Below are 16,136 nucleotides of genomic sequence, written 5' to 3'. Positions count from 1 at the left end.
CCATGGAAATGAATAGCCCTCATACGGAATGAAATCTTTTCACAAAGACGGATTTATTTAAAACAGACATAATTACTTCAGGAATGTTTTTATAATAGGAAACTATTTCATTTTTAGACCTTAGACATTATCTATACTGGTAATTAGTATGAACAAAGAAAGTAAATTTTAATAATTATTAAGTCATTCATGCACGTAAATATGTCCAACTGCCGCGTCAGTTGTGTCTCCAATAACAGAAGCATGTACTCCTGATTTTTTTAATTCCGCAAGCAGATCATCGGCTTCTTCATTTGCTACAGCCATAAGCAATCCCCCAGATGTAACGGCATCACACAAGATTAATTGGTCGATTTTATCCATTGTATCAGGAAAAGTAACATCGGAGAACACATGGGAAAAGTTATTTTTCGTTCCACCCGGTATAGCTCCTGATTCCGCTAATGATCTTACTCTCGGTAGTTTAGGAACTTGTTTATGATAAATATGCAGACTAACATTACTTGCTTTTGCCATTTCGGAGGCATGTCCTAATAAGCCAAAACCGGTAACATCCGTACATGCATGCACTTGATAATTTTGCATGACTTCAGCTGCCGTTCTATTTAATGTAGCCATTACATTCGTGACTTGATCAATTTCTTCTTTTGTTAGTAAATTTCGTTTGATAGAGGTTGTCAAGATACCTACACCGATTGGTTTTGTCAGAATTAACTTATCTCCAACTCGAGCTCCACCGTTTGTTCGTACTTTATTAGGATGCACAATTCCGGTTACAGCGAGACCAAACTTTGGCTCTTTATCATCAATGGAATGACCGCCAACTAACGTAACATCAGCTTCTTTCAATTTATCTCCAGCTCCACGCAATATATCCGTTAAAATTTGTTTATTCAAAGTAGAGACTGGAAAAGCAACAATATTTAGTGCGGTAATTGGTGTTCCGCCCATTGCATAAATATCACTAATTGCATTAGCAGCAGCAATTTGCCCAAATGAATATGGGTCATCTACAATTGGTGTAAAAAAATCAACTGTTTGAACTAAAGCTGTATCATCATTAATTCGATAGACACCAGCATCATCACTAGTATTTAAACCAACAATTAAATTTGGATTTGGAGTTGCTGGTGGTAACTCTCTCATAATTTCTGCTAGATCTGCAGGACCAATTTTACAACCACATCCCCCTTTTGAAGTGAGAGAAGTGAGTTTAATTTTGTTATTTGTCATAAAGAAAACTTCCTTTCTTTCTTATGAATCTACATATATTATAGACCAAACTTTTTCTCTTTGCATAATAGTGGATGTTAAAAAACAACATCGAATTTTTTGTTCTACAGTAGAGTAATCATTCATTCTGCTTATAAATAATCTAGGAAATGTAACTATTTTCAGCAAAAAACAATAAAATCCATTTTATAATGACATATTATCCTTTATACTAGATTCATAATTAAAAAATGGGGATTGATAGGTTATGATGAGAAAGCAAATTTTGTTATTAGCAATGCTGAGCATTGTTTTGTTAAGTATTCCAGTTTTTGTAAGTGCAGATGATAAAACAGCGACGGCAGGTTTGCATCAAGAACGTCAACTTAGTTTAAAATCACTGGATGATAAACTAAAGCGTTTTGTTTATAGATCCGATTATAACTTTGAATACCCAGACGCTGTGCGTGGAATATATGTAACTGGGCAATCTGCTGGGGGAAGCAAATTTAAATCGCTTGTTAAGTTAGTAGAGAATACGGACTTAAATACAATGGTAATTGATATTAAAGAGGATAATGGGTATTTAACATTTACTCCGGAAAAGGGGTCGCCATATGAGGATATGGCAAAAAAATACATAAAAAATCCAAAGAAAATGATGCAGGAACTTGAAGAAAAAGGCATTTATCCGATTGCTAGAGTCGTAGTATTTAAAGATTCTGTTTTAGCTAAAAACCGCCCAGATCTCTCTTTTACCAAAAACGGGCAAGTTTGGGTAAATGGAAAAGGGGAGGCATTCGTTAATCCATTTAAAAAAGAAGTGTGGGAATATAATGTGAAGATCGGGAAAAAGGCAGCAAAAATGGGCTTTCAGGAAATTCAATTTGATTATGTTCGATTTCCGGAAGGCTTTGAAACAAGGGATAAAGAATTGGACTACGGTTTAGGCGACTATAAAGATATAGAAATGGATGATGTCAAGAAGCGAGTACAAGCAGTAACAGACTTTGTAAAATATGCTCGTGAAGAATTGTCCAACTACGATGTTGATGTTTCGGTTGACATATTTGGCTACGCAGCAACAATAGAAGAAACGCCTGGCATTGGACAGAACTTCTCACAAATTGCAAGTAATGTTGACATTATTTCTTCAATGATATATCCAAGTCATTGGACTTCTTACTTTGGCATTGAAAATCCTGATACGGAGCCGTATAAGTTAGTTAGCGAATATGCAAAAGTAGAAAATGAAGTATTAGGTAAATTAGAGGATCCTCCAGTTTCTAGACCATGGATTCAAGACTTTGAAGCTCCTTGGCTATATTCAGGAGCGCCAAAGCAATATGGTAAGGAAGAAGTAGAAGCACAAATTAGAGCATTGTATGAAAACGATATTCATGAGTTCCTGCTTTGGAATGCGGCAAATGTTTATACGGAAAACGTAGATTATAAAGTAGGGCTTAGTAAATAACATAAATCTGAGGAAGTTTGTCGTCTATATAGTGATGACATGCTTCTTTTTTGTTTTTGTCTGGGAAATTATAACTGCTTCTACATGGTGGATAGTTTTTTTGAAAAGTAGCTTCGTCGTCCAGTTTAAGCACTCGAGCGGCTAGCAAACTTCGATCTCCTTCCTTATAATAAGTAACATCGGCTCTAATCTAAAGGAAGGTCGACTAAAAGCGGGTTTGCCACAGCAAAGCCCTTTATATATAAGGACTTTGCTGTTTTAAAAGTAATAATATTCCAATTAACTAACTAGCTTCTTCTGATTTGTGGAGATTGCCAAACCCAGTGACCAACAACAGGATAAACAAAAGCGATCATCGCAATTACGATGAAGACATTGATACTTACATAAAACTATTTGTCCCAATAAATGAACTGCTTGAACTTTACTATCGTCATCAATAAATCTTTTAAAAGGGCTGCTTTAAAAAACTATTCGTAGTTCATGATAAAAAAATTGCAAAAAAAAACAGTAATTCAGTTATTTTTTCAAATAACACGTTTAAATAAAAATTAATATGGGTAATTTACTTATAAGCATAAAAAACTATTTCATGAACAAGCATAAAAATCGTAACTTTTCTCAAATATCCTCTACCTTTCACTTGACAATTGTAGTATAATTACATATAGGGTAAATTAAACTTATTTTAATTTAATAAGTCATTCAAAGTTTATGAAATAAACTAAATATACATTAGATTGAGGAGTGAAGTTTTAATGGTTACACTTTATACCTCACCAAGTTGTACATCGTGTAGAAAAGCAAAAGCATGGTTAGAAGAACATGATATACCGTTTAAGGAACGTAATATATTTTCTGAACCGTTAACGTTGGATGAGATAAAGGAAATTTTACGTATGACGGAAGATGGTACGGATGAGATTATTTCAACCCGATCAAAGGTTTTTCAAAAGTTGGATGTTAACATTGATCAATTACCAATGAAAGATCTTTTTAAGTTAATCCAACAAAATCCAGGATTGTTAAGAAGACCAATAATTTTAGATGAAAAGCGTCTGCAAGTTGGATATAATGAGGACGAAATTCGTCGTTTCCTTCCACGAACAGTACGTACATTTCAGTTACGAGAAGCACAGCGAATGGTTAATTAATATAAACCTCCAAAAAATTTTGGTGTTGACATATTTTAATCTATCCAGCTTTATAAAGAATGACAATTATAAAAAACACAGATCTTATACTTGATCTGTGTTTTTTAGACGAAAAAATTTGTATTTTTTGCACTATAGGAAAGTATAAAACTTTATGGTTTATCGTATAAGAAAAACTATAGCTTTCGCCATAAAGACTTGGCGACAAGCTAAGTTTTTCTAATGAACGATTTTCAGCCTTGAAAGGCAGTAATAACATATATCATTTTATTTTTAAAAAATCTTCACAAAAGGTACGTGACAAAACTTTAAATATAGGTTAAAATATGTTACTAATTAAATAGGCATATATATTTCCAAATTCATGGTTACTATCATACAATATGGATAGTAATCAGTTTATAGATAAATAAGGTTTTAAATGGGAGTTTAGCTTAATCCGATCATGCAACACCACCCGAGATTAATTATTAGAAAACAGGGTATCTATATTATAAGTTATATATGTGGTGAAGCTGTATCTTCCACCTACCTATATAAGAAGGGGGAGAAAAAACATGGAAATCGAGAGAATAAACGAAAATACAGTAAAATTTTATATCTCATATATGGATATTGAAGATCGTGGTTTTGAACGGGAAGAAATCTGGTATAATCGGGAACGCAGTGAACAATTATTTTGGCAAATGATGGATGAAGTGAATTATAAGGAAGATTTTAATGTCGATGGCCCATTATGGATTCAAGTACAAGCTTTGGAAAAAGGACTTGAAATTATTGTTACTAAAGCTCAAATTTCTAAAAATGGAGATAATTTAGAGTTACAAACGGAGGATGGAAATACAGTTGATTTTCCGATGGACAAGAAAATTGAAAATATGTTAGAAGATAAATTTGATAAGCATGAAGAAGAAATGCAAGATGATGATGACAAACTATGGATTATTGCAGATTTCAATGATTTTGAAGATGTTATCCAATTAAGTCATTATTTTACAGACTATTATATAGGTATAAGAGAAACGCTCTATCACTTTGACGATACCTACTATTTATATATTGAGTTTTCTGAAGAGGAATTAGAAGAAGAAGAACAAGAAAACATCATAAGTAAAGTATTCGAATTTGGAAATGATTCGGATATTACGATTCATGTACTTGAGGAATACGGAAAGAAAATTTTTAAGAATGATACGTTTGCCCAGGTTAGAAAATACTTCCCTGTTCACGTATAGGCACTCTAAAAGAGTGTCCTTTTTATTATCTAAGAAAAGATATCCGTTTCTCCATGGTGGATATCTTTTTTGAAGATAGCATCATCACCTCGTCTAGCTTACGCGCTCGTGCTGCTAGCAAACTTCACTCTTCTTTCTAGTCAACATCGGCTCGAATCTAAAGGAAGACCGACTAAAAGCGGGCTTGTCGTTCAGGCATCGGCATACCCCTGTTTTTAGAGCATGTTTTCTTTATCCCGGATGTAAGGAGCCATATTTTTCTCATTTCAAAGATTTGCTTATCATGTTGCAACTTTATGAGAAAAACGGCACCTAAATGCCCGATTGGTTCAGAGGCCTTAAGGTCATACCCTTGCGGTACTAACATTTTTTGGTAAAAGATCCAAGAAATGAAGTTTCACTTTATCCCGCATATAAGGTACCGTAAAACTATAACTTAGAGAAAACGGCACCTAAATGCCCGATTGGTTCAACTAACATTTCTTGGGAAAAGCATTCCAAGAAATGAAGTTTCACTTTATCTCGTCAGGAGAACTCCAGTTGGTACGTCCATTAACCAAACGCTTCTAGTTTTTGTTCTAGATTACGAATACGTATAACCTATCGTATTTTAAGTTTAAAATTTAACTAGGTTAGTGAAGGGGGATAGCCTAATTTTTTATGTCGAAAATTTAAAATCATTAATTCCCAAGTACAACCTATAATTTTGGATCGATAGCTAACCTACAATGAATCTCCTACATATTGTTATTTTAATTTCTGTAAAAATGCTAGAAAAGAAAGGATACCCCGATTCCTTGTCGAATAAGAATAGATAAGCTGGTTTGTTTACCTCGTTATATTAGTAATATATTTTGGTACTATATCCTTGATGAATAACTAGCTCCAAATAGGCTTCGTGTGGAAGAGAGGGGAAACAACCATAAGTTTGATTAATGAGGAATGTAAGTAGTTTTAATCTTAAATTACGCTGGTTTGTCTACAATCCACAATTTTTATATGCTCTCCTATATTTGCCTCAGATGGTAACATCATCACTTTTCATCTCTGTCTTTAGTAAAGGAATACTCCAAAAACGCTTATAAAATCCAATATATTTTAATATCAGATTATTATTATTAGAGGATTAGATAAAAAGATAAAGGCTGATTTACCTTGTTCAAAAATGTTCTTTTTTAGTACTATAGGAAAGTATAAAACTTTATGGTTTATAGTATAAGAAAAACTATAGCTTTCGCCATAAAGACTTGGCGACAAGCCAAGTTTTTCTAATAAAATAGGACAAGGAGTAAAAGAAAAGTTTTTTTCTCACAGTAAAATTCAATGGAGGTGTTAGTTGTGTTACAAGCCATAAACCAAAATGGGCAGAAGGTCATATTGTTTAATAAATCTGATCAAGAAATAGAGAAGTTGAAAAACAGTAAATATAGCTTTATTTGTCCAGTTTGCAAGGGGAAAGTGTACCTTCGTTCAGGGAAAAGAGTTATACCTCACTTTGTTCATTATTCTATAAAAACTTGTGACTCTATGGATAGAGGTGAAAGCGTATATCATGATCAAGGAAAGATGATGTTATACAGGTGGTTAGTACATCAGCAATTGTCCGTAAAGTTAGAGCCATATTTACAGACGATTCGCCAACGGCCTGATATATTGCTTACAATCGGAAGAAAAAGAATAGCTATTGAGTATCAATGTAGCCCCATTTCACCAGCTGTTATAAAAGCAAGAAATGATGGGTATCGCTCGCTAGGTATTTTTCCTATCTGGATTATTGGTGCGAAGCATTTTCAAAGAAAAAGCCGATATAAACTGTACATTTCTTCATTTATCCAATCTTTAATTCATCAATTTTCTCCAACATCATCTCCTCTTCTTTTCTTTTTCTGCCCATACACCTGTAGAGTAATTACAGTTCAGGATTTATATATGATAACTAATCGTATGATATTAGGAAAAATAACTGACTATAACCTCAGTCAAGTTTCGTTTATTCAGTTATTTTATGAAAAAACGTTTAGTAGTAAAGAATTATATTCCATATGGCATAAAGAAAAACACTCTTTTCGGACAAGACAGAGAGGTCGATTATCCAAGCGAGAATTAAACTGGCATCGATGGCTGTATGAAAAACGATTGCATCTTCACTCACTTCCGTCGATCATTCATTTACCAATTAGTTCTCAATATATAATGCGAGTTTCACTTTGGAATTGGCAAAGCAGATGGGTGATAGAAAGGTTTATCCCAAGACAAAATGGAGAAATCATTCAACTTCACCATCGTTCATTGCGAAGTGAAATGTATCAACAACAGGATTTTTCATTAATCTATCATTTTTCTGAATTAATTGATCCGCTTTATCAATATTTACAAATTCTCAACCAGCTTAAAATTGTAAAAGAAATATCTGCTACGACATTCATTAAACTAAGTGATATTGACTTTCCAACAACTATCGAGGAAGCAATTGCTGCAGATAAAAAGGTAATTCGACAATTACAAAAGCAAAATAAAAGCATGTTTCCTTAACAATACGATATACTAAATAGCAAAAGTTCTTTTTAGATTGGTTCAAAGGTTCGTGAAAAACGAGAAAGCGAATTTCTTTATACATCGAGAAGACTTTATCGCTAAAGCAAGACATAAGTGACAAAGGTATCAAGTACAACTAGTCGATCGTCTGTGCTATGCTTGTCGTTAGCCAAGTTTCTTTGATTAACTAGTCGCTTGGACCACATGTTTCCTAATAGCGTCGATTTTGCTTGTTGAAGCTAAGCTATGTTAAACTTCTCGGCCCTTTTTTGAACACATTTGTTTAAAGAGAACATAATAGTTTTATTCGTTTTAAAGAAAAAGGAGGATGTTACTTTGTCAACAAATAAAAAAGTATTGCCAAAACGTGAAGAAATCCCGGTTGAATTAACATGGAAATTGGAAGATATTTTTGAAACGGATGAGGCGTGGGAACAGGAAATGGCTAAGTTACAAGAGGAAATCCCGAAAATTGAGCAATATCAGGGGAAACTAGGTGAAAGTGCTGAAAATCTTTATGAAGTGTTACAGCTCCAAGATCATCTGTCAGAACGATTGGGAAAGCTTTTTACATACGCGCACATGCGCTATGACCAAGATACGACTAATTCATTTTATCAACGGCTAAATGCTCAAGCTGAAAGTATTTTTACCGTTGCCTCAAGTAAGATGAGTTATATTGTTCCTGAAATTTTAACCATAGATGAAGCTAAGCTAAATAGCTTTATGATAGAAGAACAAGGTTTGCAAGGTTATCAAAAAACATTAGATGAGATTACAAGGCAACGCCCGCATATTTTAAGTGAGCGTGAAGAAGCTATACTTGCGGAAGCCTCAGAACCAATGGGTGCCACGGCGCAAACATTTAGCATGCTTAATAATGCAGATCTGACCTTTCCAACAGTTAAAGATGAGAATGGAGAAGAAGTGGAGATCACTCACGGCCGGTATATCCGTTTTATGGAATCAAAGGATCGTTCTGTACGTCAAGCAGCTTTTAAAGCGATGTATGAAACATATGGTAAATTCCAAAACACCTTTGCTTCTACACTAAGCGGAAATATTAAAAAAGATAATTTTTTTGCTAAAATAAGAAATTATGATTCCGCAAGACAAGCAGCATTAGATAATAATAATATTCCGGAAGAAGTTTATGACCATTTGGTGGAAGCTGTGAATGAAAAGTTGCCACTACTGCATCGTTATATTAAACTTCGTAAGAAGGTACTTGGGTTAAAAGAATTGCATATGTATGACTTATACACACCATTAGTCCAAGATGTCGATATGAAAATCACGTATGATAAAGCTCAAGAATATGTGCTAAAGGGACTTGCTCCATTAGGTAATGACTATTTAAGCGTTATTAAAAAAGCATATGAAGGTCGTTGGATTGATGTTGAGGAAAATAAAGGGAAGCGAAGTGGAGCTTATTCATCAGGCTCATATGGTACAAACCCTTATATTTTGTTAAATTGGCAAAATAATGTTAATGATACATTTACATTAGCACATGAGCTTGGACATTCTGTTCATAGCTACTATACAAGAAAGAATCAACCGTTCCGTTACGGAAATTACTCTATATTTGTAGCAGAGGTAGCTTCCACCTGTAATGAAGCACTGCTGAATGATTACTTATTAAATAACCTAGAGGATGAAAAACAAAGACTATACCTACTTAATCACTTTTTAGAAGGGTTTAGAGGTACTGTCTTCCGTCAAACGATGTTCGCTGAATTTGAGCATACAATCCACTTAAAGCAACAGCAAGGAGAAGCTTTAACAGCAGAAAAACTAACAGAAATTTACTATGACTTAAATAAAAAGTATTATGGGGAAGAAGTTGTTTCCGATCAAGAAATTGGCCTAGAATGGGCAAGAATACCTCATTTTTATTACAATTACTACGTATACCAATATGCAACAGGTTATTCTGCTGCAACAGCATTAGCACAACATATATTAGCCAAAAAAGATGGTGCAGTAGAAAAGTATATCAATTTTCTAAAAGCAGGAAGCAGTGATTATCCAATTGAAGTTTTGAAAAAAGCCGGAGTAGATATGAACTCAAAACAACCAATATTGGACGCTTTACAAGTATTTGATGAGAAGCTTCAACAATTGGAAAAAATGCTAAGTGAATAAATAGAAAAAAGCAGGTCATGGAATCTGCTTTTTTCTATTTTAGTATGGAGGATATTCGCCGGATAAAAAATTAAATGTTTGCAGTACAGGTGCGACTAAGTATCTGTACATATGGGTTTGCATTGTCCAATGTTTCTTCATACGTTAAAATAGATAAAACTTTTGCCATGGAAGTTAGTTCGACGTAGTTAGAATTTGAATGTTTGAAGTACAAGTGCAACTATGGCAACGACCACGTTTAAGCTTGTCGTTATCCAAGTTGTCTTTATCGTGTTCCTCGATAAAGACGCTTGCTTGTGAATGAGAAGATGGTTAAGTAAATGGATATAAACAACAAAGGCAATGTGATGTAAAGAGGAATTACCTGTAAAAGTCCTAAAATATTTAAAATAAAAGCAAAACCGGTTAAAAGTAAAAATAATAATGGCTGAATAAAACGTTTCAAGCTATCACCTCTAGTATAAATTACAATGGACTATAAAAGCATATGCAATCGGAAAGCGCTTTATTCGTGACATTTTTGTGAAAACATGCACAAGGTTATTGATTCTTTGTGAAATGATTGGTATATTAAGAATGTAAGTTAGATACAAACAAAACCCCTTTGTTTGATCATGAAACTTTCTCCCATCCCCCTTTGTTATTACAAAGAGAAAAGAAGGATATGCGCTGCCCCGCATATCCTTCTTTCTTTGTACAAAAAATAAAAAGCCTTGATTAAGGCCTTTGTTCATCTTCATATTTCCAGAAGTCACCATACTTTACTGGGATTCGCGTCACTTTTTGCTTCAATTGTAGCTTTTTCATTTCTCGTTCTGCTTTTGCCATAGACCAATCGTAAACTACAGCAATTTCCTTTGTTCCGACTGTTTTATAATAAGAAAGAAAATCCTCTAGCATTGGTTTCTCAGAAGGAATCGGCTGTTTTTCCAAAATTTCCCTTAGTACACGGACATAAATATCATATGGATAAAGACCAGAGATTTTAATACCTTGTCCTTCTGTGAATTGGTTAAAAAAGACAAGTGTTGGAATATAATCAACTTCCATTTCTTTCGTTAGCTTTACGTCACATTGAAATGCCTTTTTAGCAGAGGAAGAATATAAGTCGGATGAGAATTCTTCTATATCTAAATTTGCAGCTTTTGCACAAGCGTAAAGTGTTTCTTCACAAGAAATATCTTGCTTATATAAAAATGCACTTTCTTGAATTTTACGAAGAAAGGTTTTGCCTGCCTTTTTTCCTTGTAATTCTGCAGCCTTGACAGCTAAGGATGCAATCCATGGATAAGACACCGGATTTTCTAACCATAAATCACCGTCACAGCACATGCCTGTTCGATTTGCTGTTTTTTCCCAAATAGCTTTTATTTTTAGCGGCCGATCAAATTGGTCTTTATTCAGTGTACTTAAATGTCCGCTTATGATCGGACGAATGGTGAAAAATCTGCCATACTCAGTTGAGAGTTTCTTTAAGAAGGGCTCAAGCGCCCAGCACTCAGGACATAAGGGATCGACAAAAACATAAATCTCGATTGGCTTTTGAACAACATTAACATAGCTATATTTTTCCGATGTGTTTGTTTGATAAATGGATTTAAATCCAGAGTGTTCCCAACTCACACCGATTCTCCTTTCTCCTATTCTGGTGTGTTCATCATGTGGTTAGCAGTTAAGGTTAGTTTTTCAAATATAGCCGTACGGTAAGGTTCGTTTATTTCAGCTTCTACTAGTGCATGCGCCATACATTCAAGCCAAGCATCTTTTCGTGTTGGTGTTATTTCAAAAGGTAAATGCCTTCTTCGCAGCATTGGGTGTCCCCGTTCTTCAGAATATAATCGAGGACCTCCAAAAAACTGAGTAAGGAATAACTTTTGTTTATAAATCGTTTCTGTTAAGTCTTCAGGAAATATTGGAATTAAATCAGGATGTCGGCTAACACGTGCGTAAAATGTTTGTACGAGACGTTGTACAGCAATACTTCCACCTATCGCTTCAAAAATAGAGTTTGCTTGTTTCTTCATGAGTATTCCCCTTGCTTCGGTTTCTATATATTGTAGCAACGGAATAGCAACTGAGCAAATAATCTGATTAAATTTGCCCTCTACTTCATCATTGCAACCGGGGTGTGAACAAATTATTACAAGAAATTAATTCTCAAAACTAGCAAAAAATCGTTCCACCTTATTTGGCGTTTTTCTTCGAGGGATTTGATAACGATGGAGCAACTCCTGAAATTGAGTGAATCCATTTTCTCTTGTGTCGGCCTCTAGTTCGAGCTCGTAGTCTGAGTTTCCATTATAAAAGCTATAATCTAAAACAAATATTATGTTGTTTTTATATAATTCCTTACGCTTGGTCGTTAAACTGCCAAAACAATGTAAAGAAGATAGATGGATTCCTAAATCCTTAAGACGAGCTATAGTCTCAGGCTTTTCTATGACCTTACCTTGAATCCAATTGTCAGCTTCCTCTTTTGAAAGAGTATCATGCGTTTCTAACAAACCTTTTTCATGAGGTTCTTTTAACGTTAGTTGATAAAAATTATTTTTCTCACGAATCCTTAAAGCGCAACCTAACTCTTGCAATGAACGATGCTTTGTTTCAAAATAGTAGTTAGTTTGTATTTGGCTTTCGGTTGGAAATGGAATATGTTTTAACAGTTTATTATATTCATCAATGGTTAATAAATTTTTAAATTCAATTTCTATTTCTTGAGCCATATTTGTCCTCCCTCGATAGAATAACACTTGCTAAAATTGATTATCGCTAATCTAGCACAAATTTGCAAAGAATAATGTGCTGGATTTACAAAAAATGTATAAAATATTGCTTTTCCTTTCCTCCATAGTTATTTGTCTTATCGTTCATTTATGAGCAGAAATACCAGTTCTGTTCATTTGTGAAAGCGGTACCTATTCTGGGTTAGCAAGTGGTTTAAAACATTAGTAAACTAGGGAGGACAAGTTTTTTTCAGTAGTTAATAACAGTTATTACAACATAGTCTGACAAAATAGAGAGTCGGTAGTAAGGGAAAATAATGCTTATTTAAGCCACTTTATCTTGTTTCATGAACAAGCAATATTTTGGAATAATGTGATACAATAAGGGAGGCTTAATACGAGAGATGAACATATCAGGTGGTGTTGAATGTGAATTGGAAATCCACACTTGCGCCATATGCGCAGGTTGTTGAAGAGTTGAAAGTAAAGCTAAAGGGGATTCATAAGCAATTTGAAAATGAGTCAAAACATTCACCGATTGAGTTTATTACTGGTCGTGTGAAGCCAGTACCTAGTATTTTGGAAAAAGCAGAAAGTAAGAAAATACCGTTAGAAGATATTGAAAAAGAAATTCAGGATATAGCAGGGGTAAGAGTTGTATGTCAGTTTGTTGATGACATTTATACTGTGGTTGAGATGATTCGAGCCAGAAATGACTTAACAATCGTTGAAGAAAAGGATTATGTATCGAAAAAAAAGGCAAGCGGCTACCGTTCTTATCATCTAATTATTGAGTATCCTGTTGAGACAATTGATGGGATGAAAAAATTGCTGGCAGAAATTCAAATTCGCACACTAGCAATGAATTTCTGGGCGACGAATGAACACTCTTTAAATTATAAATATAAAGGAAGTATACCGGCTAATATTAAGGTACGTTTACAAAATGCAGCAGAAGCAGCTTTTCAATTAGATGAAGAAATGTCAAAAATTAAACATGAAGTTCAAGAAGCACAACGTATTTTTCACCGTAAGTAGCTTGATTTTTCCTCCTAACGAAAGGAAACGAATCATAAGCTGAAAAACGGATACATGCTATCGCTCTAAAGGAGGATGTAGACATGAAATTTGCCATTGTTTCAAGAGGAGACGGTCGTTCTGAACAGATTAAAGCAACACTTAAGCAACATTTAACTGATTTTAAATTAGAATATAACGATAATGAACCGGCGCTTGTCATATCCGTTGGGGGAGATGGTACATTTTTAGAAGCATTTCATACTTATATTCATCGCTTAAATTCCACTGCTTTTATTGGGATACATACGGGACATTTAGGGTTTTATGCAGACTGGACTCCGGATGAACTTGAAAAGTTGATTATTGAAATTGCTAAAACACCATTTCAGATTGTGGAATATCCATTATTAGAAGTGATTATCCGCGGGAAAACGGGAGGAATTGAAGATCGGTTTTTAGCACTTAACGAAGCTACGATAAAAACTGCTGATGGTTCTGTTGTTTTTGATGTAGAAATTAAAGGAGAACATTTTGAAACATTTCGTGGTGATGGATTATGCATTTCTACACCATCTGGAAGTACAGCTTATAATAAAGCTTTAGGTGGAGCGATCATTCATCCATCGCTTGATGCCATTCAGTTGACCGAGATGGCTTCCATTAATAACCGCGTGTTCCGAACAATTGGTTCACCACTAATTTTACCAAAGCATCATACATGCTTGTTAAAACCGGTCGTTGATCGCAGCTTTTTAATTGCGGTTGATCATTTTACAACGAATTACGCAAATGTTAAATCGATCCAATGTCGGGTTGCTGAAGAACGAATTCGTTTTGCCAGGTTCCGTCAATTTCCTTTCTGGAAGCGGGTACGTGAATCGTTTGTTGCAGATGATAATAATTAATGTAGGAACGTGATAGAACAGATGGAATGGATTATTGAAAAAAAACATGAAGGAATGCTGCTTCGCGACTATCTTCGTGAGGTGCGGGGATTTTCCAGGAGAATTTTAAAAGCAGTTAAATTTGATGGTGGAGCGATTTTAGTAAATGGGATAGAACAATCCGTTCGTTATCCTTTATCTGCTGGAGATAAACTTATGATTCATTTTCCCAAAGAATCTAGAAGTAATTCGATGCAACCAGAACCAATGGAACTATCGATCATTTATGAAGATAACGATATTTTAGTTATTAATAAAGCATCTGGGTTACCGGCGATTCCTTCGTTTCATCACCCCAATGGAACTTTGGCAAATGGATTACTAGCACATTATGAAAAACAGAAAAGTAGTGCTACTGTCCACATTGTTACTAGATTAGATCGGGACACCTCTGGTTTATTATTAGTTGCTAAGCACAGATATAGTCATTCAATTTTAGCAGCTCAACAACAAACTAAAGCAGTGCAGCGGACATATCAGGCTATAGTAGAAGGTTGCCTTAGTAAGCAAGCTGGTACGATTCATGCGCCAATTGGTAGAAAACCTGGATCTATTATTGAACGAGAGATCCGTTCAGATGGAAAAGATGCAGTTACTCATTACAAGGTAGAAAAAAAGACGACCAAGCATTCATTTATTACTGTTCAATTGGAAACAGGTAGAACTCATCAAATTCGCGTTCACTTTTCAGGAACTGGTTATCCGTTATGCGGTGATACACTATATGGCGGTTCTACTCATCTTATTAAACGACAGGCATTGCATTGTTCTTTACTTTCATTTATCCATCCAATTACAAAAGAATTACTATATTTCACTGCCGAATTACCTCAAGATATGGTTAATGTGCTGCAAAAAATGTAAATCTGTCTCTTTTAAATGGCTGTTTTGATGAAACAGCCACAATCTTTTCTTCAGGTAGACGAAAAGCTGTTAATTCATTTCCAAACACACAACCTGTATCAATATTGATTGTTCTGTTTATGATTCGTGGCTTTAAAACAGGGGTGTGGCCGTAAACAATCCAAGCATCTCCCTTGTAATGTACTGCCCAATCTTTGCGAATCGGTCGTCCAGCTGGATCTTTTTCTCCAGCGTGTCACCATATAGAACAAAAGCTTCTACTTGTTTATCCGTCCTCCCTATGTACACTTCTTTCATCCCTGCATGTGCAACAATTGCATTTACTTCTGGAATTTGCAGGTAAAGAGGTGCTTGTTCGTATAATGTCATAAATTGTTCACGGATCAAGGCTTGTTCCTCTTTTGAGCACGCTTTATACTCAGCAATAGTTGTTTCTAATCCATGCCGTATTTGAACGTTATTGCCGATAAAGTAGCGGTATAATTTATTGCAATGATTACCGGGAACATACATCGCTTTTTGTTGCATGATTACCATTTTAAATACAAGCTTAATCACTGTTAATGAATGTGGACCCCGATCCGTTATATCTCCCACAAAGACCGGAGTTCGTTGTTCAGGATGAACAAAAATACCCTGTTCTTTTTTGTACTATAGGAAAGTATAAAACTTTATGGTTTATAGTATAAGAAAAACTACAGCTTTCGCTAAAAACTTGGCGACAAGCCAAGTTTTTCTAGTAGCCAAGTTTGAAAAATAGTTGCTCTAATTCTTTAAAACATCCATGAATATCACCAATAATATCAATCTTCATACGAATACCTCCT

The 16,136-nt window shown here is 34.7% G+C and carries 13 protein-coding genes and 1 pseudogene; 8 read left to right on the top strand and 6 right to left on the bottom strand.

Annotation, left to right across the window (positions count from 1 at the left end):
- Window positions 1-183 precede the first annotated feature (183 nt).
- On the bottom strand, window positions 184-1,233 hold the full coding sequence (selD, locus tag KQI21_RS11865) for a selenide, water dikinase SelD (RefSeq protein ID WP_216484410.1): 1,050 nt from the start codon (window positions 1,231-1,233) through the stop codon (window positions 184-186).
- A gap of 250 nt (window positions 1,234-1,483) precedes the next feature.
- Here selD and KQI21_RS11860 point away from each other — a divergent pair, with 250 nt between their 5' ends.
- The 5 genes from KQI21_RS11860 (at window position 1,484) to pepF (ending at window position 9,758) form a co-directional block, all read left to right on the top strand.
- Window positions 1,484-2,686 carry a putative glycoside hydrolase gene (locus tag KQI21_RS11860; protein WP_216484433.1) on the top strand — a complete coding sequence of 401 codons (1,203 nt, stop codon included), beginning with the start codon at window positions 1,484-1,486 and terminating at the stop codon, window positions 2,684-2,686.
- Window positions 2,687-3,444: 758 nt separating this feature from the next.
- Entirely contained in the window at window positions 3,445-3,840 is a 396-nt protein-coding gene (spxA, locus tag KQI21_RS11855) for a transcriptional regulator SpxA (protein ID WP_077317794.1), read from the top strand.
- Window positions 3,841-4,397: 557 nt separating this feature from the next.
- Window positions 4,398-5,075, top strand: coding sequence for an adaptor protein MecA (gene mecA / locus KQI21_RS11850; protein WP_216484409.1), 678 nt, complete (start codon window positions 4,398-4,400; stop codon window positions 5,073-5,075).
- Window positions 5,076-6,413: 1,338 nt separating this feature from the next.
- A complete protein-coding gene (locus tag KQI21_RS11845) occupies window positions 6,414-7,607 on the top strand; it encodes a competence protein CoiA (protein ID WP_216484408.1) in 1,194 nt (397 codons plus the stop codon).
- Window positions 7,608-7,946: 339 nt separating this feature from the next.
- Window positions 7,947-9,758 (top strand): oligoendopeptidase F, encoded by a 1,812-nt coding sequence (pepF, locus tag KQI21_RS11840; RefSeq protein ID WP_216484407.1) that lies wholly within the window; start codon window positions 7,947-7,949, stop codon window positions 9,756-9,758.
- 265 nt (window positions 9,759-10,023) lie between these two features.
- On the opposite strand, the gene KQI21_RS17125 is transcribed toward pepF, so the two are convergent.
- The 4 genes from KQI21_RS17125 to KQI21_RS11825 all read right to left on the bottom strand — a co-directional run bounded on the left by KQI21_RS17125 (window position 10,024) and on the right by KQI21_RS11825 (window position 12,481).
- Window positions 10,024-10,203 (bottom strand): hypothetical protein, encoded by a 180-nt coding sequence (locus KQI21_RS17125; protein ID WP_253291444.1) that lies wholly within the window; start codon window positions 10,201-10,203, stop codon window positions 10,024-10,026.
- Window positions 10,204-10,475: 272 nt separating this feature from the next.
- Window positions 10,476-11,381 carry a ClpXP adapter SpxH family protein gene (locus KQI21_RS11835; protein ID WP_216484406.1) on the bottom strand — a complete coding sequence of 302 codons (906 nt, stop codon included), beginning with the start codon at window positions 11,379-11,381 and terminating at the stop codon, window positions 10,476-10,478.
- Between the two features lie 17 nt (window positions 11,382-11,398).
- Window positions 11,399-11,782: a globin domain-containing protein gene (locus tag KQI21_RS11830; protein ID WP_216484405.1), complete on the bottom strand. Its 384-nt coding sequence runs from the start codon at window positions 11,780-11,782 to the stop codon at window positions 11,399-11,401.
- Window positions 11,783-11,908: 126 nt separating this feature from the next.
- On the bottom strand, window positions 11,909-12,481 hold the full coding sequence (locus KQI21_RS11825) for a CYTH domain-containing protein (RefSeq protein ID WP_216484404.1): 573 nt from the start codon (window positions 12,479-12,481) through the stop codon (window positions 11,909-11,911).
- 429 nt (window positions 12,482-12,910) lie between these two features.
- Between KQI21_RS11825 and yjbM the strand changes: the two genes are divergently transcribed.
- The 3 genes from yjbM to KQI21_RS11810 all read left to right on the top strand — a co-directional run bounded on the left by yjbM (window position 12,911) and on the right by KQI21_RS11810 (window position 15,309).
- Entirely contained in the window at window positions 12,911-13,519 is a 609-nt protein-coding gene (yjbM, locus tag KQI21_RS11820) for a GTP diphosphokinase (protein WP_309245548.1), read from the top strand.
- 83 nt (window positions 13,520-13,602) lie between these two features.
- A complete protein-coding gene (locus tag KQI21_RS11815; protein ID WP_216484403.1) occupies window positions 13,603-14,406 on the top strand; it encodes an NAD kinase in 804 nt (267 codons plus the stop codon).
- Window positions 14,407-14,427: 21 nt separating this feature from the next.
- A complete protein-coding gene (locus KQI21_RS11810) occupies window positions 14,428-15,309 on the top strand; it encodes an RluA family pseudouridine synthase (protein WP_216484402.1) in 882 nt (293 codons plus the stop codon).
- On the opposite strand, the pseudogene prpE reads toward KQI21_RS11810, so the two are convergent.
- Window positions 15,287-16,123 (bottom strand): annotated as a pseudogene (gene prpE / locus KQI21_RS11805) (bis(5'-nucleosyl)-tetraphosphatase PrpE). The gene KQI21_RS11810 and the pseudogene prpE overlap by 23 nt on opposite strands.
- Window positions 16,124-16,136 lie beyond the last annotated feature (13 nt).

The sequence above is a fragment of the Virgibacillus proomii genome, from assembly GCF_018916875.1.
Lineage (GTDB): Bacteria > Bacillota > Bacilli > Bacillales > Amphibacillaceae > Virgibacillus > Virgibacillus proomii_B.
This window is presented reverse-complemented; position numbering and strand designations above follow the sequence as displayed.